The organism is Methanolobus mangrovi (assembly GCF_031312535.1).
Lineage (GTDB): Archaea > Halobacteriota > Methanosarcinia > Methanosarcinales > Methanosarcinaceae > Methanolobus > Methanolobus mangrovi.
This window is the reverse complement of record NZ_CP133594.1, coordinates 2,517,961-2,536,005: the sequence shown is the minus strand read 5'-3', so window position 1 is coordinate 2,536,005 and position 18,045 is coordinate 2,517,961. Positions and strand designations below refer to the sequence as shown.

The window sequence follows — 18,045 nt, the reverse complement described above, 5'->3', positions numbered from 1 at the left end:
TTCCGATAAACAGGAAGAGAGCAATAATATGATAATTTTCTCAGGTGGCACAGGCACTCCCAAACTATTGAACGGCCTTCGTGAAGTTATACCGGAAGAAGAGATCACTGTCGTGGTCAATACGGCAGAGGATGTATGGATATCAGGAAACCTGATCACCCCCGACATTGACACTGTACTATACCTGTTCTCGGGCAAGATAGACAGCTCCCGCTGGTGGGGGATCAAAGGTGACACTTACAGAACCCATGAAGCCATGAAAGCTCTTGGACACAATGAGGTTATGATGCTGGGAGACCTTGACCGCGCAACCCATATCATGCGATCTGACCTCCTCCGTAGTGGAATGACACTTACAGAAGCCATCACTCAACTTTGCAAGTCATTCGGAGTGAAAGCAAATGTTCTGCCCATGTCCGATGACCCGGTATCCTCCATGATAAGCACACCAGAAGGAAAAATGCATTTCCAGGATTTCTGGGTTGGAAAACATGGCGAACCGGAGGTTCTTGGAGTATGTCAGGAAGGCATAGAAAAAGCATCTATATCTCCTGCTGTTCTGGCTGCACTTGAGAATGAGGATGAAGTGCTTATCGGCCCAAGTAACCCCATAACAAGTATCGGCCCTATCATTGAACTTCCGGGAATGCGTGACATACTCTGTGATAAAAATGTCATTGCAGTAAGTCCTATAATTGGAAACGAACCTGTGAGCGGACCGGCTGGTAAACTTATGGCTGCAAGAGGAATAGAAGTTTCATCCTATGGCGTTGCCTCCTACTATTCTGATTTTCTCGACCACATCATACTCGATGAGCGTGACCCGATCGAAGAGAAAAGGTTTGAAGTAACTGGTTGCAGTGTATCGAAGGCAGATACATTGATGAAGTCAGTGGACATAAGCCGAGATCTATCCCGACTCATACATGAACAATTTGAATTAATGTAGAACTACCTGATAGTTCTGCTGGCTTTTCTTTTTATTACCATTTACACCGCTAAATATTTTAATGGGTATATTTTTATTATTTTAGCACATATATTCTGTACCTTCAATTAGAGGGTATACCGTACAAAACAGGCTCTCAAGGTGAAATTGTGGGTGATGAATGGAAAATCGATATTGACATCCCTGATATAGGGATGATGGTCACGCTTATGACAACTGCGATCTGCTCGGTAATAATGGGCGCCGCAGAGATTGCTTACACTATGCTATGGATAACGGCATCATATGTAAGACATGGGAAAGACTTTTTTCTTGACCTATTGAATGCAAAGGCCCTTACATGGACAGCAGAGTATATCCTGGTAGCAGGATCATTGTTGCTGTTATCGTCTATTCTTTTCCTGTTGAGTTCTTCATTTTCCTTGTATGAGCTTAACGCACTTGCAAAGAACGCAGAAAAGAATGTGCATATCAAAATAGTGTTTGCCTTTTTCGCCGGTGGGCTGGTACTCTTATTCCTGGCTCTTATTTCTGCGATCATACTAAGGTATCTGTAAATTCAACTGACAAGTAACAATATGCAAGATTTCATGCTGGAAAGGCGATAATATGAGTTCAAGTATAACCGGGACAATAAAAGAAGTTCCAAAAACCGCGGAAGCTCCTTCACAATATCTGGAAGACATTGCCCGCAAGGCCACAAGGACAGAAAGAGTGCTCTACCCCATATCTGCCATAGTAGGGCAGGAAAAAATGCTAAGAGCGCTCATACTGAATACAATCAATCCTTCGATTGGAGGAGTACTGATACGTGGACAGAAAGGTACTGCTAAATCCACGGCGGTAAGAGGTTTAGCAGAGGTACTGCCAGAGATTGAAGTTGTAGAAGGATGCAAATTCAATTGTGACCCTAAAGACCCTGACAAGTTCTGTTGGGAATGTACAGAAAAGAAGAGAAAGGGAACACTTAACGTTAATAAACGCCAGACAAAGGTAGTAGATCTTCCTGTGGGCGCTACTGAAGACAGGGTTGTCGGTAGTCTGGATATTGAAAAAGCTGTGCGCCAGGGTGTGCAGGCATTTGACCCTGGCATCCTTGCACAGGCAAACCGTGGAATTCTTTATGTTGATGAGATAAACCTGCTGGATGACTTTGTAGTTGACGCACTTCTTGATGCTGCAGCTATGAACGTGAACACTGTTGAGCGTGAAGGTGTTAGTGTCAGCCATCCTGCAAATTTCATTATTGTAGGAAGTATGAACCCGGAGGAAGGAGAACTTCGCCCACAACTGCTTGACAGAATAGCTTTGCAGGTAGAGGTCACCGGAATCTATGATGTTGAACAGCGTATCGAGATTGTAGAACGACGAAACGGATTCAATGATGATCCAAAACAATTCATACGTGATTACGAAGCTGAGCAGGAAAAACTGCGCTCAAAAATAGTAAAGGCTATGCAACTGCTTCCGAGAGTGTCCAGTACAAGAGAAAATCTGCGCACAATTGCAGAAATTTGTATCGCTTTCAATGTGGACGGACACCGTGCAGATATTATGATAGAGCGGGCAGCCCGTACAAATGCAGCCTACGAAGGCAGAGAACGCATTACCAACGATGACATCATCGAGGCATCTGAGATGGTCCTCCCCCACAGAATGCGTAAGAAGCCATTTGAAGAAGAAGAGTTCAGTGTGGACCAGCTAAGGGCTGTTGTAGACGGAAATATATAAGAGAGGTTTGGGGATGACCGAGAGTGAACTTGTCCAACGTCTGCGCAGGAATCTTCCGCGCAATTATGGCATAAAAGTAATGTACATAGGTGTTCCTCTGCTTGGGTTGCGTATCCCCAAAAACTCGGTTTCTGATTTTTCAAAGGATGATACCGAGATCCTGTATGATAACCTCTATAAGAATATGGAGCAGATAAGACCTGATGAGATAGAGGATGTCTACATTGTTGCAGATTCAGATCACATGACAATGGAGCCTGGTGCTTTCTTCACACCACTGATAGGTACTTCAGATACAGCTGTTGCAGCAGTATTCAAAAATCCTCAGAATAATGTGCCATTGGATGACGCTCCGGTGTTAACGTCTGAAAGAGAGGAAACGGACAGCTCATTGGTTACTGGTCCGATACCCGAAGCTGCTTTTGTAGACTTGGCAGAAAAAGACGCTTCTAAATATGATCCTGAAAGATCAGCTTTTGCCGATATACTGAAACCCGATACAAACAAGACAAAGGAATCAACTGATGAGTTTGCTTTTGAGAGCATTCGTCCACCAGTATTCGAAGAAAGTATCTTTGAGTCATCCTCCCCTGTTTGCCTGCATGAACCTGAAGTTCTTGTGGAACTTACTCCAAAGGAATACGTTCACATCCTTTCCCATAACGATCTGGAAGAGGAGTTTAAGTTTGAATCCAAAGCCACCAGTAAAAAGTCAGGCTCGGAGAAGTTGTTTGAAGACCTTAAGGAAGACAAGACCGTTGGCAAGATCCTTAATGAATTTGCTCACAACTCGCAGAAGAAAAGGCTCGCCTTAGGCAGGTTGAAGTCAGGAAGACGAGCAGAAGTGCTAACTAAAAGCAAACGTGGGCGTTATGTGAGATACAGAATGCCCGGCGAGAAGATCACAGATATAGCCATTGCACCTACGGTTCGCGCGGCAGCACATCATGCGAAGGACGGGAAGATCGAGATCAAAAAGAGCGATATCCGGGAAAAGGTAAGAAGGAGACGTATTTCCAGTCTGATAAATATCGTTTTTGATACTTCCGGTTCCATGGATGAACAGGAAAAAGTTCAGATAACGACCAGCGTGGTTCTTGCACTCCTGAAAGACGCATATCAACGCAGGGACAGGGTCTCACTTGTAACATACAGCGGGCGTTCCGGTGAACTGGTCCTTCCATTCACTTCATCAGTTGAAGCTGCAAAGCGTTATCTTGAGAAGGTACCTTTCGGAGGTACGACGCCAATGGCCTCCGGATTGCTCAGGGGACTGGACACACTACTCAGGGAACTGAAAAAAGAACCTTCAGCCGTACCTATAATGATACTTGTCACGGACGGAACTGCAAACTCGCCCCTTCACCTTGGAGGTAATATCAGAAGGGAGATCATACAGGTTTGTAAACAGATAGCTGAGAACCACATCAACATTCTTGTAGTTGATATAAGTGATACTGGCTCCAGACTTGTCAAGGAAGTTGCCATGCAAAGCAATGGAAGTTATTATCATCCTAAATCACTGAGCAAGGAAGCCCTTTATTCAGCTATAAAGCAGGAAAGAGATCAGAAGACAGCTTTTGTTGCAGTATGACCGTGAGGGTTTCCCCCCAACGGTCTGTTTTTATATATTGGCAGGTAGTAAGCGGTAACTATGCTAAAGATACTTCGTGAATCCCTGTTGAATGCTCCTATTGTGCGCAGGGGCGATTATTATTATTTTATTCATCCAATATCAGACGGTGTTCCGCAGCTTGAACCGGAACTGCTTGAAGAGATAACAGAGCACATAGTAGGAATAGTCAGCAAGGACTTTGACAAGATACTTGCCATAGAGGCTATGGGAATTCCCCTTGCCACATCAATATCCATGAAAACGGGAATTCCGTTCTCAATTATCAGAAAGAGGCCTTATGGACTTGATGGTGAAATAAAACTTTCACAGGAAACAGGTTACTCAAAGGGCGAGCTTTATGTGAATGATGTAAGGAAAGGTGACAAGGTGCTCATCGTCGATGATGTGATAAGCACAGGTGGCACCCTTGTCTCACTAATAAAAGCCCTTGAGGATATTGGTGCTATAATCACGGATACCATTGTCGTTATCGAACGTGGTGATGGCCTTTCAAGATTAAAGGATATTGGGATTGATATAAAGACTCTGATACGTATCGATGTAACTGAAAACGGTGTGACCATAGAGGATACCCATGAGTGAAGGAGAAGCATTCGATTTCCAGCTGGACCGTATAATCTCTGTCATAAAGGACACAGGTGCAAAAGTCATAGGATTGCAGTTTCCTGAAGGTTTCAAGAGGCGTTCCCCGGGAATTGCCTCAAGGATAGAGAAAGAGACTGGCTCTGTAATATTCATATCAGGAAACCCTTGCTTTGGAGCATGCGACCTTGATGTTGCTTTACTGGACAAAGTAGAGATTATGTTTCATTTTGGTCATGCACACCTTGATGATAACAAACTTTCGCAAAAAGTATATTTTATTGAGACAAGATCGGACGTAGATGTTAAGGATGTTGTGAAACTGGCTGTCAATGAGCTTACGGGACAGAAAATAGGCCTGATAACTACGGTTCAGCATGTGCATAAGCTTGAAGATGCAGCTTCTATTCTGAAAGAACACGGAAAAGAGTGCATCATATGTGCAGGTGACAGCAAGATAGCATATCCTGGACAGGTACTGGGATGTAATTTCTCTGCTGCCAGGAAAGAAGAGTGTGATGAATATCTCTACATTGGAAGCGGACAGTTCCACCCCCTTGGCGTTTCCCTGGCAACTAAAAAACGAGTACTGATCGCAGATCCATTTGTCAATGAACTTAGAGATGCAGATAATTCCAGGATTCTAAGGCAAAGGAGTGCAGCTATAGCAAAGTCACTTGATGCTGAAGTATTTGGAATTGTGGTGTCAACAAAGCCTGGACAGGAACGTATGGCTCTGGCTGAGGAACTGAAAAGTATGGCAAAGGAACACGGCAAAGATGCATATATTTTTACAATGGACCTTGTGACCCCTGACCAGTTATTGCAGTTCAAGGTAGATGCGTTTGTAAATACTGCATGCCCCCGGCTTGCCATTGATGAAGTTGGGAGATTCCACTCCCCAATGCTGACTCCAATGGAATTTGAAATAGTCCTTGGTGAGAAGCAATGGGAAGACCTTGTTTTTGATGAGATCACAGGTGAATGAAATTGAAACAGCGAAAACTCGAGATCTTGCTTGAACAGGTAGAGGGTTTTGATAATCCCAGTGTTTCACTTGAGCAGTATGTCACCCCGGCGCTGCTTGCTGCAGAGATGTTACATTTTGCTTACATGCAGGGTGACCTTGAGGGAACTGTTTTCGATCTGGGATGTGGAACAGGAATACTTGCAATCGGAGCAAAGTTGCTTGGGGCGGAAAAGGTCGTTGGTTTTGATCTGGACAGGAAAGCCCTGGAAATTGCCCGGAAGAATGCTGAAAAACTTGGAGTGGATGTTGAGTTTGTCCACAACGATGTATTTGAGGTTGAAGGGCATGCTGATACGGTTGTTATGAACCCGCCATTCGGTGCGCAGGCCAAAGGGAATGACCGACCGTTTCTTTTAAGTGCGTTGAAAACCAGTGATGTGATATATTCCATTCATAACTGCGGCAGCCATAATTTTATCAGTAAGTTCATAGGTGATGCCAGGATAACAGATTGGTACACAACGGCATTTCCAATAAAACGAACATTTAAATTTCATAAGAAAGAAGTAGAAATGGTGAAGGTAGAAATTTATCGTATAGTGCGATAGTACTTTAACAAATGTAGTTCTTACTGAAAAATGGTTCATGAATTTTATACATTTTTATATTAATTTCAGATTACAAGAGGGATTCTAATTAGGATAAGAAATAGACGAAAGACTTCACGTAGGAAGATCAAATCATCTAATTCCGGAGACCAGCAGGTTAGTGAAGAAAAGGTTCCTGTGAAAGGACCGGAGGCTACTGGTGCACCGAAAGAGCTCACAAAGGGTTCCGCAAAAGATGAAAAGGAACAGATTCGAAGCAGTGAAGCAGGAAAGAAGAATATGAAACCCGCAAAAGGGTCTACGGAAGATGATGAAATGGACACAGAAGACGACGTTAGCACAGAAGAAAGTGTTTTTGTAATGCCCGGCGATTTTGTAGGAACTACAGAAGAATTCGTGGCAGGTAATGGAACCTATGTCAACGTGGCAGATATCCATTCACTCAGTACCGGATACGTAAAGATAGACAAGAAATCAAGGACTATTTCCATTGTTCCCCAGACAAGCACTCCCCCTGAGATTGCTGAAGGAGACATCATTGTGGGAAATGTCGTCAATATGCGTGATTCAGTCGCTCTTGTTGAAATAGGAGCTATCAAAGGCAAGGGAGAGCGTGAATTCCAGACAAATGGTGCAGCAGCCATCCACGTTTCTAACGTAAAGGATTCCTATGTCAAGAATCTTGGCCAGGAGTTTGCCCTTTCAGATATAGTAAAGGCAAAAGTAATTAATACCCAGAACATGCGTCTGAGCACGGATGGCGAGACCCTTGGCGTAATGAAGGCATATTGTTCAAGATGCAGATCGGATCTTGTGAAAGACAACAACAGATTGAAATGTCCGGAATGCGGGCGCGTAGAAAGAAGGAAGATCTCTTCTGAATACGGAACCGGAATATTCTAAAGATTATCATATAATTCAGGTGAGATAAAGATGGAATTAAAGATCATTGATAAAACTGATGATGAGATGCATCTTGAGATCATAGGAGAGAACCACACTCTTCTCAACATGCTTAAGTCAGCCCTGCTTGATGACACAAGAGTTCAGATAGCAACATACGACATGAAACACGTGTCAATAAGTGACCCTATACTTTTTGTGAAAACTGAAGGTGTAGACCCTATTGAAGCTGTAAAGGATGCGGCAAAAAGCATTGTGACGCATTGTGACGAGTTTATGTCAGTTTTTAAAACTGCCGTAGATGTCTGAAGTAGCACCAATAGGTGCTTATCTTTTCTTTTTTAATAGCTTTTTTATAGCGTAGGCTATATACCGGGATAAAGGATGTAACTAATTTAGAATGAACATTTTTAACTAGTATTGGAAAGTTTAGTATTCACTATAATTCTTACAGAGGAAACATTATGGAACTGGATGATTCTACTCTCAGCAAATTTGGATTTATAGAGCGCGGTCCTAAGGATGCGATAAACATCGACCCGCTCCAGACAGGCGGCAGACTTACAGAAGATGCCCGAAAGGCATTACTTGAATGGGGAGACGGATATTCAGTTTGTGATTTCTGTGGCGGTGTGCTTGACCTTATCAAGAAACCCCCCATACAGGAGTTCATCCATGATGCTTTGCCTGCATTCCTTGATGCGGATGCAGTGAGAATTACGCATGGAGCAAGGGAATCTAAGTTTATGGTTATGCACTCAATGGCACAGGAAGGAGATTATGTTGTGCTTGACGGACTCGCACATTATTCATCTTTTGTGGCTGCACAACGTGCAAGGCTGAATATAAAGACCGTACCCCATAGCGGCAGTCCCGAATACAAAACAGATGTTGAAGGGTATGCTACAGCTATCGAGGAAGTTATCAGTGAGACTGGCAAGGCCCCGGCACTTGCACAGGTCACATATCCTGATGGGAGTTACGGAAACCTTGCAGATGTTAAGAGGATAGCCGATATATGCCATAGTTATGATGTGCCCCTTATGCTCAATGGTGCTTATTCCGTAGGCAGAATGCCAATCCATGCTAATAAGATGGGCGTGGATTTCGTTGTTGGAAGCGGTCACAAGTCCATGGCATCATCAGGACCTATTGGAGTGCTTGGCGTTAAGGAAGAGTATGCAGACATCGTTTTCAGGAAATCCCCTACTCACAAGGTAAAGGAAGTTGAGCTTCTGGGATGTACTGCAAGAGGAGCTACCGTGATGACCATGATAGCATCATTCCCGGATGTCGTACGCCGTACCCGTAACTGGGATAATGAGGTCGCAGACGCCCGCTGGTTCTCTTCAAAACTGGAAGATATGAGAATCATGCAGATGGGTGAAAAACCACATAACCATGACCTGATGTTCTTCGAAGCTCCGGTATTCTACGATATTTCACAGACTGCCAAGAAGGGGAGATATTTCCTCTACAGGGAACTGAAAGAGCGTAATATCCACGGTATTAAATCAGGACTCACAAAATACTTCAAACTGAGTACTTTCCAGGTTGGAAGAGATAATTTATCATACGTTGCAGATTCATTCCAGGAAATAATTGACAAGTACCAGAAGGCAGAATGAAACTGCCTTTAAACTTTCCTTTTTTATATTTCCATTCTGTGTCTTAATAGGCTATATCGATAAGATGATATACATAGAATATGGAGTAATTAGAACTTCTCAATAATACAAATGCAGGGCAGAAAACATATGAGTAAAAATTCTTCGCGTAGCAGCTTGATGAATGTAAAATCAAAGCTGGTGCACAAGTTGCTGAACAAGGTTTTCCTGTTCTTTGTATTCATGACCATTGTTGCACTTGTATTCATTGTGGCTGTTGACAGGAATCTAATAGAAGTTCCGGTTATTGTCACAAATGCGCTGAGTTCCTTGTTGATCATTTTTGTATCATATGCCCTTGCGACTCTTTTTACGAAGCTCACAGTAAATAGCATCCTCAATTATTTTGAGGGAATGGGACAAATCGAGGAACGCATACTCATGGGTAAGATGTACCTCGCTTTTGTATACCTGCTTGCCACACTGGTAGCCTTCTGGCAGCTTGGCATCACTATACAGAATATTGCTATCTTTTTAGGATTGATCACAACCGGTTTTGCCTTTGCTATCAGAGATATCATCCTTTCCTATTTCATATGGTTCATACTGCTTACCAAGAAACCATTCAAGATAGGCGATTACATCAAGGTGGGTGAAGATAACGATATGGAAGGACTGGTAAAGCATATAGGCCTGTTCTATGTGGTCGTTGACCCGACACCTGATACTTATGAGGATTATTTCAAAATACCAAACAAAATATTCCTTGAAAAACCCATCAAAAACTACGGCAAGGGTAAGTTCAGAAATGAGTTTAACATGTATTTTGACATGGAGGAACTTCCAGCCAATCTTCCTTCGAAAGTAGAGGCACTGAAGGAGAAGGTATGGAACACTCTTGACGTTAATGTGAGTTTCTTCCTGGGCTCTGACAGTGACGGCGTTAAGATAACTGTCTACTACAAATCAACTTATGAACGTCGTGAGCAGGTCAGACACCAGATTACTTCCATGATGCTAAATGAGTTTAAGCCGACCGATGGACAATGAATTTGCTTTTCCCATAAAACAGAGAGTTATCACCATAATTTTCAGATGAATCATTCTGTTGTTGGTTTTTCAGATACGGATTCTTCTTTACCGTTTTGCATATCCCTTCTACGGAACCATAGCTTGCGACTGTAATAATTAAGCGGATGGCTTATCTTCTTGCACATTTCATCCGGAGCATAACAGTTGCCATAGGTCTGCATCGTTGAGCATGACGGAGGCTTGTAATGTGTACCAGATGAACCGGCAATATGCTCTACCTGATACCTGGCTTTCTCAATATCAAAATCAGGAGATGCGGTAAAGAGGTTCATGATGTCATCAACCGTCATGCCTATTGTAAGGAGAAAAGCAGTCATCGCAAATCGCATAGAATGTGCGAGATTCACACCAGCCTGTGTATTAGCGATAGCATGAGTTATGCATGGAGGGAAAATATCTGTTTCAACTGATTCAAATTCAGATTCACCAAAAGTACTCTTCTGCTCTTCCAGAGCTTCCCGAATCTCACCAAGATATGACTCACACGCCTTGACCAGTTCATCATCAACTGGCATAGGCAAATTTTGCTCAACACGGTTTTTTATAAGTTCCTGCAAAAGACGGGCAAACTCTTCCTTTGAAACATTCACATTCCCATGATCAAGTTTTCGATTGACGAGTTTCCATTCTATTGCTTTTAGAGAGCTTGCCATACGGATATACGATGTAAAGTGGATTTTGAAACCATTTTCAGTTTCATCCGGAAAAATGCCGAAATCTGAAGCAAATTCTCTGAGAAAAGCAAGGTTTTGTGTCTTTAAAAGCCTATAGGAAGCAACTGCTTCGGCAAGACAATATCTCCGTGTCAGGAAAGAATCATCGATAGAGGAAACAAGTATCCTTGAAAATGGATAGGAAAGTAATTCCAAAAGGATCTTCTGTTCATCCGAAATGGAAAGGTTTGGTTTTATAAGTTCACCTGATATCGCCTGTAAAACACGCTCTTTGCCACGAACACGTGCTGATTCCATGGCCCTGGACGTAACCAGGCGATCAAGAGCTATTCCGAGGCCCCTTACATGTGAGGATGCCTCGGAAATGTATGGATATAATGCAAAGTCCTTTTCATCCATAGATCAGTCAGATTCGATCCTTGGAGCCAGAAGATAACCTACTTTTCCTGCGCCGTTTGCAATGGAGAAAGAGATCTTTACAGGAAAATCCTTTCCAATCTCAATTGTAATCTCGTTGGAACGAGATGCTGGTTTCACAATATCAGAGAGATAGTCCAATGAGAACAGGGAACGTGCTTCGCCAACCTTCATGTCAATAAGCTTATCACGGGCCATGTCAAGGCGAACGCGGTCAGTATCCCCTTCTGCTTCCATATAGAATACATCGCCATCAATTCCAAGCAACATGTGGTCGCTGATCTTCTCAGCAGCTTTGACAGCTCTCTGAAGTTCCTTACCATTAAGTACAACCTCAGCTGGAAGCTCAAGTTGAGGAATTCTTGGTTCTGCCCTGATAGTTGAAGGATCGAGCAATGCAAGAGTGTAAGAAAGTCCGCCAAGATGCAGTGACATTTTCTGGGACATCTCATCAAGTTCCATGATAACTTTCTCGTCCTTGCCTGCAACACTGAAAATATCATTGATCTTTGACAGGTCCATGCCAATCTCACAATCATCAGCACTGAACTCATCAAAAGCACTTGAACCAAGTTCAAAACTGACCATGGCTACGTTTGCAGGGTCCACAGCCCGGACAGACATTCCCTCAGGAGATATCCTGAACCTTGCTTCATCAACAAGAACCGAAAGAGTTTCAATCGCAGTTTTTAATATATCTGCATCAATAGTTGCCTTGAACATCTAATTCGCCACCAATAAATTTAATTTTTAGGAGATTATATCTAATAAGTAATATAAGTTTTCTTTTAAATATATGTGCAACCAAACAATGATACCATAAGTATCAGAGTTCAGTCATATTCACGCCAGGTACATCCACATTTAGTACACTTGAAAAAGCGCGTCTCTGATTCATCTGCAGACCTTAATTGGCGCAACCACCAATAAGCAATGTTATGACCACATTCGTCACATCTGGCAGTAGTTGTGGGGAGCCCCTGATCTGTGTTACCTTCAAGAACAGTAACCTCTCTCTTTTCCCTTGATGCTTTGGACAACAAAGCCTCTGAACCAGCTTGCTTACCTTTAACATGACCACACTTTCTGCACTTAAAGGATTCACCTGCCGGGACCATCATACTTTTACATTCTGGACAAAATTCCATAAATATCACTTCTCGCATTTTCTATTATTAAGTTATGGTCAAAAGCCATTTCTGGCATGTTCTGAAGATCGAATAAATACACTCCATTGGCATCCGAATCAGCTTTTGGGATACCTTCCCCCAGTACCAGATAGACTATGCTTACCGTGTGTCCGCGAGGATCACGCGAAGGCTCAGAATATACTCCAAGTAACTTAACTATTTCTATTGTAAGCCCTGTTTCTTCAAGAACCTCACGTTCAACAGCCTTTTCAGTTGTTTCACCGACATCGACAAAACCACCAGGAAGAGCAAATTTTCCTTGAAACGGAGGGTTTTTTCGTTCGATCAGAACAATTTTCCTATTCAATATGATTACTGCATCAACTGTAAGTTTAGGGGTATTGAAGGGCATGAGGAACAAAAACTTAATAGACTACATCAAATATATAGAAGCCATACCTATTAAAGGTGTGCTTAAATGATCGAGAATATTCTATGGATTGCTGTTGTTTTTATGCTTTTGGGGTCAATAATACCTAAAAATATGAAGACGCGCAGATTATTATCTGCAACGGGATGGGGATTTTTCTCCATACACTGGTTCTACCAGCCGATACACTATATTGAGATTGGGGATTACTTCAACGTAGCCCTTGTCATTACCGTAGGAGCCGTGTGCTTGATTATAGCACATACTATGGTCAAAGAATACCACAATAATGAAAATATTCCAAGACCTGACATAACATCAATGGCAACCAGTGCAACCGCACTTGGCTCCCTGTTCTATTTCCCTTTTGCACAGATGGATGTCCTGAATGTCTGGATAATAGGCCAGGTAACAGATAATGTACTATGGATGTTACATTCCTTTGGCGTACCTGCTAAAATGGTTGCATGGAACAAGATAGCACTGGAGGGATATCAGGTAGAGATCATACTTGCCTGCACAGCCATTGAAAGTATAGCACTTTTTATCGGCCTTATTGTATCCGTAAATGCACCATTCAAGAAGCTTGCCGCTGCATTCATGGTATCCGTACCCGTAATCTACATATTGAATCTAATAAGGGATGCTTTTGTAATCGCAGCCTATGGATATCAGTGGTTTGGCCCAAGTAGCTTTGATATCGCCCATAATACTATCGCAAAAATCGGGTCAGGTATTGCATTGTTTGTAGTTGCATATGCAGTCATGCGTATTTTGCCTGAACTCATAGACCTTATTGAAGGAATCTGGCTTTTGGTTACCAGGTTCGTTCAGAAGCTATTCTATAAAGTAGTAGGAAACCAATAAATGCTTGCAAAAGGTTCTTTTCCCTGGATTATCACATCCATTACTGTAGGTTTGGTCAGTTCCCTTGCATACCTCCTATATGAAATTCCATATACAGGAAAACTGGCGATACTGGCTATATCTGTAACAGTCTTTTTCCTCCTTTTCTTCAGAGACCCTGAAAGGGAGATAAAGGAACATGATAGTTATATGCTCTCACCTGCAGACGGAAAGATCGTTGACATAAGGGGCAGAAAGATATGCATATTTATGAACTTTCAGAATGTGCATGTTAACAGGGCACCCATCAATGGAAAGGTTCAAACAATAGAACACAAAAAAGGAGGATACATCCCCGCATTCTGTAAAGACTCCCACCGTAATGAGAGAAACCACATCCTTATAGAAACCGAACATGGGATTGTGGAGGTTATACAGATTGCCGGAACGGTTACCAGAAGAATTGTATCCTATGTCACTGAAGGAGACTATATGCAGCAGGGACAGCGCTTCGGAATGATTCGTTTTGGATCAAGAGTTGATGTGACCATTCCGGAGAACTTTGAAATTCTAACTAAAGAAGGTGACAGAGTATTTGCCGGCGAGACCGTGATCGCCAGAATAAGATAAAGGACGTGAACCACATACTTCATACTTTAAAATTATCCGATTTTGTAACTCTTGTGAATGCAGTGTGTGGAATAGTGGCCATTCTCCTCCTGATGAATGGTTTTACATATCTTGCACCACTGCTCATACTCATTGCTGCTGTTGCAGATGGCCTTGACGGACATATTGCGAGGAAATTCTCATCCAGTGAGATCGGAGCTAATCTGGACTCTCTTGCTGACGTAATATCATTCGGTGTTGCACCTGTTGTCATCACGTACGCCTTTGTAGAAAACGGAATGAAATATCTGATTCTACCTGCATTGATATTTTATTTTATTTGCGGGATTCTCAGGCTTGCCAGATTCAACACAATGCACATGGGACAGAATTCATTTAGAGGACTGCCCATTACCGCCGGAGGGATTGGCATGTCCGCATACCTGCTTATGGGAGAACGATTCTTTGATATATACATCATGGCCACCATAGCAGTGATACTCGGAATCCTTATGGCAAGCAATATAACATACCTTAAAGCAAAAGATCAGAAGATACTCATACCACTCACAATGATCTTTGCAGCAACAATAATTTCATATAATTTTGGCATCGGCTACACGCATACAATGGCAACATTGCTATCAGGGCTTATGGCAATTTACGTAGCTTCACCCATAATCAAGAGAACTACATGAGGGAGATCATGCAGCAAAACGAAGTAATAACAGACAGGGATAATGTACTTTTCGAGGCAGGAATCAAACTTGGTGCCCTTTACCACCAATTCACAGGCTCGCCTGTGAATCTGAAAACCGTAGACAGCCTTGAAAAAGCAATACAGGAAAGTATTTCTGTTCAGCCATGTGTTGAAGATATCACAGTTTCCATCAACAGGGATATGATCCGTTCCAAGCTGAACAGTGAATATGGATATTGTGAGCTTGAAGGCCGTATGCTGGATGTCAGTATCACTGCAAGCTTTAAAAGTGCAAAAGTGGACGTAAGTCTGGCATTTGATACAGAACTTGACTATCCACTTATGAAAATAGAAAATATCTATTGATCACTGCAAGCCTTTGCTTTCTTAAAGGCTGCAACTACTTTTTCATTTTGTTCCTGCGTTCCCACAGTCACACGGATCAGAGAATCACCTGCATTCCTGAATGACCTGCAATCTCTTACAATGATACCTTTTTTAAGAAGGGATTCTGCTACATCCCTGGCAATCAGGGGCGAAACATCAACAAGTACGAAATTAGCCTGTGAATCATACACCTTGAAAGGGATGTTCTTTACAAGAAAAGCACGTCCTTCAGTTGTGAACGAAATACTCTTTTCAAGATAATCTTTATCAGATAGAGCTGCTACTCCAGCCATAACTGCAGGATAACTTACATTGAAAGGAGTTGCTATTTTCATGTACTCTGTTTTCAACCAGGCAGGCATAAGTCCGTATCCAATCCTCAGTCCTGCAAGCCCGAATGCCTTGGAGAAAGTTCTGCCGATGATGATATTATCATATTCTGCAACCAGGTGAGAGAGGTTGTGGTCTGCAAATTCAACATATGCCTCATCCACGAATACAAGTCCCTTTGTAGACCCAAGAATGTCACGCACTTCAGCTTCCTCCATTAGTTTCCCAGTAGGATTGTTCGGGGAACAGAGGAAGATAACCTTTGTATTTTCTGAGATAGCATCCTTTATTGCTGCCACATCAAATTCAAGCTCGTCGCCCGGAGCCACATGGATGGCAACAGCACCATTCGCCCTGGCTGCAATCTCATAATAAGAGAACGTAGGAGTTGGTAATACAACCTCGTCACCAGGCGTTATAAGTAACCTCATCAGATTATCGAGAAAGCCATCCATACCGGGTCCTGAAGCGCATATATTCTCTACAGGAAGACCTGTGTAGACTGATATTGCATCCACCAATTCTGATGCATCAGCTGACGGATATATGTTGACCTTTGTGGCAGTGGATACGAGAGCTTCAACTGCCAGAGGAGAGGGACCCAATACATTCTCATTTGAACCAAGTTTGATAATCTCAGATGGATTGATGCTGTATTTTTTTGCTATTTCCTCAATGGATCTTCCCGGAACATATTCTGCAATTGAGGCAACAACATCTTTGATAAGTTCAGGCCTGCTCAAGCACATTCACCACCCTATCAATTTCCTCTTTCGTAATAACCAGAGGAGGTGCGATACGCAGAACTGTCTCTGATGTACAGTTAAGAAGTATACCGTTCTTGCGGCCATACTCAACCAGATCAGCACATTTGCGGTCGAACTGAACACCCAGCATAAGACCTTTTCCACGGACTTCAATAAGTCCTTCAGTAGACAGGTTTGATAGCTCATTACGGAAATATTCACCAATCTCCTTTGAGTGCTTGATAAGATTCTCTTCACGGATAATTTCAATAGATGCAAGTGCCGCTGCGCAAGCCAGGGGACTGCCTCCGAATGTTGCGGCATGTTCACCACGACCGAAGGAAACTCCTTCACGTGCAGCAATAGCGCCCATTGGGAATCCACCACCAATTGCCTTGGCCATTGTCATGATATCAGGCTCAACACCGAAGTGTTCTTTGCAGAACCAGGTTCCAGTCCTTCCGAAACCTGTCTGTACCTCATCAAAGATAAGGAGAGTCTCATTTTCATCACATATCTTGCGGACTTCTTTCAGGTAGCCTTCTGATGGCACGTTTATACCGCCCTCACCCTGTATCGGTTCAACTATTACCGCGGCCGTATTAGGAGTGATGGAATCTGCTATTGCCTGTGCGTCATCGAAAGGAACGAACATCTCTTCCTGAACCAGAGGCTTGAAAGGAGCACGATACATATCCTTGTAGGTCAGGCTCAGGGCACCCATGGTACGGCCGTGGAAGGAATGCTCTACAGCTATAAAATCAGTCTTTTTGGTATGGACCCTTGCAAGTTTCATTGCAGCTTCAACTGCCTCGGTACCTGAGTTACAGAAGAATACACGGTCCATCCCAGTTACATTCACCAGTTCCTCGGCAAGCTGCGCCTGCGGTTCAGTGTAGTAGAGGTTGGAGACGTGCATCAGTTTTTCTGCCTGATCCTTTATTGCCTCTACAAGACGAGGATGACAGTGGCCCACGTTGTTAACTGCGATACCGGCAACACAGTCGATGTATTCCCTGCCTTCAATATCATAGACAATTGAACCTTTTCCACTGGCAATGACTATTGGCTGGCGACCGTATGTTTGCATTACATATTTTGAATCCTTATCGAAGATGGATTGTGAATCCGATGATGATGAAATATAATCTTGTTCCAAATTAACACCTTTTCACTATAATATTAGAACCTGTTTTAAATCTGACTCTCGATACAAATGAAAGCAAGTAAAAATAGAATTGATGGTGACCTTTGAAAAGGTCGACCACTTTAAAGGATACGTCTGTCAGGAACCCTTATCGCTACATATAGGTGATAAAGGAAAACAAGAATTGAAAACTGGAAAATAGTAAGCATTATACCTTTTGCCGCATCATGCTGCATACTTCCCGGAATTGAATTCACTGATAGCAATGCTTCAGAAAGATAAAGCAGGAAACCAATTGTAAGGAAGATAAAATACTTTTTAAGATTCTTAAAAGATACATAAATGCGTGATCGAATAACATCTGCATCAAGCTTGAGAAGCAGATGAGATGTCAACAAAGACAGAATAACTATGCATAAACGGATTGCAAGATCTATAAAATTGAAGATTGAAATTGAATTCATAACCATCCCCTCATTAACGTGTGTATCATCCTGTTGTATAAATATAAAATATCCAGTTCCATCAACTGATTATTGCATACCCTAATA

General features: G+C 42.6%; 22 protein-coding genes. 15 read left to right on the top strand and 7 right to left on the bottom strand.

Features of this window, described 5'->3' with window-relative positions; genetic code table 11:
- The first annotated feature begins 28 nt into the window (after positions 1-28).
- From cofD to RE476_RS12365, 11 genes are all read left to right on the top strand, one after another.
- Positions 29-949: a 2-phospho-L-lactate transferase gene (gene cofD / locus RE476_RS12415; RefSeq protein ID WP_309307950.1), complete on the top strand. Its 921-nt coding sequence runs from the start codon at positions 29-31 to the stop codon at positions 947-949.
- A gap of 149 nt (positions 950-1,098) precedes the next feature.
- Positions 1,099-1,506 (top strand): hypothetical protein, encoded by a 408-nt coding sequence (locus RE476_RS12410; protein ID WP_309307949.1) that lies wholly within the window; start codon positions 1,099-1,101, stop codon positions 1,504-1,506.
- A gap of 52 nt (positions 1,507-1,558) precedes the next feature.
- A complete protein-coding gene (locus RE476_RS12405; RefSeq protein ID WP_309307948.1) occupies positions 1,559-2,680 on the top strand; it encodes an ATP-binding protein in 1,122 nt (373 codons plus the stop codon).
- Positions 2,681-2,693: 13 nt separating this feature from the next.
- Positions 2,694-4,274, top strand: coding sequence for a VWA domain-containing protein (locus RE476_RS12400; RefSeq protein WP_309307947.1), 1,581 nt, complete (start codon positions 2,694-2,696; stop codon positions 4,272-4,274).
- Between the two features lie 60 nt (positions 4,275-4,334).
- On the top strand, positions 4,335-4,898 hold the full coding sequence (gene hpt, locus RE476_RS12395) for a hypoxanthine/guanine phosphoribosyltransferase (protein ID WP_309307946.1): 564 nt from the start codon (positions 4,335-4,337) through the stop codon (positions 4,896-4,898).
- Positions 4,891-5,886 carry a diphthamide biosynthesis enzyme Dph2 gene (gene dph2 / locus RE476_RS12390; RefSeq protein WP_309307945.1) on the top strand — a complete coding sequence of 332 codons (996 nt, stop codon included), beginning with the start codon at positions 4,891-4,893 and terminating at the stop codon, positions 5,884-5,886. Before hpt ends, dph2 begins: the two co-directional genes overlap by 8 nt.
- Positions 5,887-5,888: 2 nt before the next feature.
- Complete coding sequence (locus RE476_RS12385; protein ID WP_309307944.1) at positions 5,889-6,476, top strand: METTL5 family protein; 588 nt, start codon at positions 5,889-5,891, stop codon at positions 6,474-6,476.
- A 177-nt stretch (positions 6,477-6,653) separates the two neighbouring features.
- Positions 6,654-7,379: an exosome complex RNA-binding protein Csl4 gene (locus RE476_RS12380; RefSeq protein WP_309307943.1), complete on the top strand. Its 726-nt coding sequence runs from the start codon at positions 6,654-6,656 to the stop codon at positions 7,377-7,379.
- Positions 7,380-7,409: 30 nt separating this feature from the next.
- Positions 7,410-7,688 carry a DNA-directed RNA polymerase subunit L gene (locus tag RE476_RS12375; RefSeq protein WP_309307942.1) on the top strand — a complete coding sequence of 93 codons (279 nt, stop codon included), beginning with the start codon at positions 7,410-7,412 and terminating at the stop codon, positions 7,686-7,688.
- Positions 7,689-7,843: 155 nt separating this feature from the next.
- Positions 7,844-9,007 (top strand): O-phospho-L-seryl-tRNA:Cys-tRNA synthase, encoded by a 1,164-nt coding sequence (gene pscS, locus RE476_RS12370; protein WP_309307941.1) that lies wholly within the window; start codon positions 7,844-7,846, stop codon positions 9,005-9,007.
- A gap of 159 nt (positions 9,008-9,166) precedes the next feature.
- The gene (locus tag RE476_RS12365; RefSeq protein WP_309307940.1) at positions 9,167-10,036 is read left to right on the top strand and encodes a mechanosensitive ion channel family protein; all 870 of its coding nucleotides are present in this window, start codon (positions 9,167-9,169) and stop codon (positions 10,034-10,036) included.
- Positions 10,037-10,086: 50 nt separating this feature from the next.
- On the opposite strand, the gene priL is transcribed toward RE476_RS12365, so the two are convergent.
- The 4 genes from priL to RE476_RS12345 form a co-directional block, all read right to left on the bottom strand.
- Positions 10,087-11,151 carry a DNA primase regulatory subunit PriL gene (gene priL / locus RE476_RS12360; RefSeq protein WP_309307939.1) on the bottom strand — a complete coding sequence of 355 codons (1,065 nt, stop codon included), beginning with the start codon at positions 11,149-11,151 and terminating at the stop codon, positions 10,087-10,089.
- A 3-nt stretch (positions 11,152-11,154) separates the two neighbouring features.
- The gene (gene pcn / locus RE476_RS12355) at positions 11,155-11,892 is read right to left on the bottom strand and encodes a proliferating cell nuclear antigen (pcna) (protein ID WP_309307938.1); all 738 of its coding nucleotides are present in this window, start codon (positions 11,890-11,892) and stop codon (positions 11,155-11,157) included.
- 110 nt (positions 11,893-12,002) lie between these two features.
- Complete coding sequence (locus RE476_RS12350) at positions 12,003-12,317, bottom strand: transcription factor S (RefSeq protein WP_309307937.1); 315 nt, start codon at positions 12,315-12,317, stop codon at positions 12,003-12,005.
- Positions 12,295-12,711 (bottom strand): NUDIX hydrolase, encoded by a 417-nt coding sequence (locus RE476_RS12345; protein WP_309307936.1) that lies wholly within the window; start codon positions 12,709-12,711, stop codon positions 12,295-12,297. Before RE476_RS12345 ends, RE476_RS12350 begins: the two co-directional genes overlap by 23 nt.
- A gap of 66 nt (positions 12,712-12,777) precedes the next feature.
- On the opposite strand from RE476_RS12345, the gene artA reads away from it, so the two are divergent.
- Genes artA through RE476_RS12325 form a run of 4 tightly spaced genes read left to right on the top strand, consistent with a single transcriptional unit; the run spans position 12,778 to position 15,250 of the window.
- Entirely contained in the window at positions 12,778-13,596 is an 819-nt protein-coding gene (gene artA / locus RE476_RS12340; RefSeq protein ID WP_309307935.1) for an archaeosortase A, read from the top strand.
- Positions 13,597-14,205, top strand: coding sequence for a phosphatidylserine decarboxylase (locus tag RE476_RS12335; RefSeq protein WP_309307934.1), 609 nt, complete (start codon positions 13,597-13,599; stop codon positions 14,203-14,205). It abuts the gene before it with no gap.
- A gap of 5 nt (positions 14,206-14,210) precedes the next feature.
- A complete protein-coding gene (locus RE476_RS12330; protein WP_309307933.1) occupies positions 14,211-14,882 on the top strand; it encodes an archaetidylserine synthase in 672 nt (223 codons plus the stop codon).
- Complete coding sequence (locus RE476_RS12325) at positions 14,879-15,250, top strand: dihydroneopterin aldolase family protein (RefSeq protein WP_309307932.1); 372 nt, start codon at positions 14,879-14,881, stop codon at positions 15,248-15,250. The genes RE476_RS12330 and RE476_RS12325 overlap by 4 nt, the downstream gene beginning before the upstream one ends.
- Here the strand turns inward: RE476_RS12325 and hisC are convergent.
- The 3 genes from hisC to RE476_RS12310 form a co-directional block, all read right to left on the bottom strand.
- The gene (gene hisC / locus RE476_RS12320) at positions 15,244-16,350 is read right to left on the bottom strand and encodes a histidinol-phosphate transaminase (RefSeq protein ID WP_406600968.1); all 1,107 of its coding nucleotides are present in this window, start codon (positions 16,348-16,350) and stop codon (positions 15,244-15,246) included. The two genes, RE476_RS12325 and hisC, sit on opposite strands and share 7 nt — an antisense overlap.
- Entirely contained in the window at positions 16,331-17,506 is a 1,176-nt protein-coding gene (locus tag RE476_RS12315) for an acetylornithine transaminase (RefSeq protein WP_309307930.1), read from the bottom strand. The genes hisC and RE476_RS12315 overlap by 20 nt, the downstream gene beginning before the upstream one ends.
- Positions 17,507-17,616: 110 nt before the next feature.
- On the bottom strand, positions 17,617-17,958 hold the full coding sequence (locus RE476_RS12310) for a hypothetical protein (protein WP_309307929.1): 342 nt from the start codon (positions 17,956-17,958) through the stop codon (positions 17,617-17,619).
- Between the last annotated feature and the right edge of the window lie 87 nt (positions 17,959-18,045).

What these genes read in the sequence shown, in the direction of transcription:
- cofD (WP_309307950.1), top strand. Translation starts at nt 29, where the DNA reads ATGATAATTTTCTCAGGTGGCACAGGCACTCCCAAACTATTGAACGGC.
- RE476_RS12405 (WP_309307948.1), top strand. Translation starts at nt 1,559, where the DNA reads ATGAGTTCAAGTATAACCGGGACAATAAAAGAAGTTCCAAAAACCGCG.
- RE476_RS12400 (WP_309307947.1), top strand. Translation starts at nt 2,694, where the DNA reads ATGACCGAGAGTGAACTTGTCCAACGTCTGCGCAGGAATCTTCCGCGC.
- hpt (WP_309307946.1), top strand. Translation starts at nt 4,335, where the DNA reads ATGCTAAAGATACTTCGTGAATCCCTGTTGAATGCTCCTATTGTGCGC.
- dph2 (WP_309307945.1), top strand. Translation starts at nt 4,891, where the DNA reads ATGAGTGAAGGAGAAGCATTCGATTTCCAGCTGGACCGTATAATCTCT.
- RE476_RS12375 (WP_309307942.1), top strand. Translation starts at nt 7,410, where the DNA reads ATGGAATTAAAGATCATTGATAAAACTGATGATGAGATGCATCTTGAG.
- pscS (WP_309307941.1), top strand. Translation starts at nt 7,844, where the DNA reads ATGGAACTGGATGATTCTACTCTCAGCAAATTTGGATTTATAGAGCGC.
- RE476_RS12365 (WP_309307940.1), top strand. Translation starts at nt 9,167, where the DNA reads ATGAATGTAAAATCAAAGCTGGTGCACAAGTTGCTGAACAAGGTTTTC.
- priL (WP_309307939.1), bottom strand. Translation starts at nt 11,151, where the DNA reads ATGGATGAAAAGGACTTTGCATTATATCCATACATTTCCGAGGCATCC.
- pcn (WP_309307938.1), bottom strand. Translation starts at nt 11,892, where the DNA reads ATGTTCAAGGCAACTATTGATGCAGATATATTAAAAACTGCGATTGAA.
- RE476_RS12350 (WP_309307937.1), bottom strand. Translation starts at nt 12,317, where the DNA reads ATGGAATTTTGTCCAGAATGTAAAAGTATGATGGTCCCGGCAGGTGAA.
- RE476_RS12345 (WP_309307936.1), bottom strand. Translation starts at nt 12,711, where the DNA reads ATGCCCTTCAATACCCCTAAACTTACAGTTGATGCAGTAATCATATTG.
- artA (WP_309307935.1), top strand. Translation starts at nt 12,778, where the DNA reads ATGATCGAGAATATTCTATGGATTGCTGTTGTTTTTATGCTTTTGGGG.
- RE476_RS12335 (WP_309307934.1), top strand. Translation starts at nt 13,597, where the DNA reads ATGCTTGCAAAAGGTTCTTTTCCCTGGATTATCACATCCATTACTGTA.
- RE476_RS12325 (WP_309307932.1), top strand. Translation starts at nt 14,879, where the DNA reads ATGAGGGAGATCATGCAGCAAAACGAAGTAATAACAGACAGGGATAAT.
- hisC (WP_406600968.1), bottom strand. Translation starts at nt 16,350, where the DNA reads ATGTGCTTGAGCAGGCCTGAACTTATCAAAGATGTTGTTGCCTCAATT.
- RE476_RS12310 (WP_309307929.1), bottom strand. Translation starts at nt 17,958, where the DNA reads ATGAATTCAATTTCAATCTTCAATTTTATAGATCTTGCAATCCGTTTA.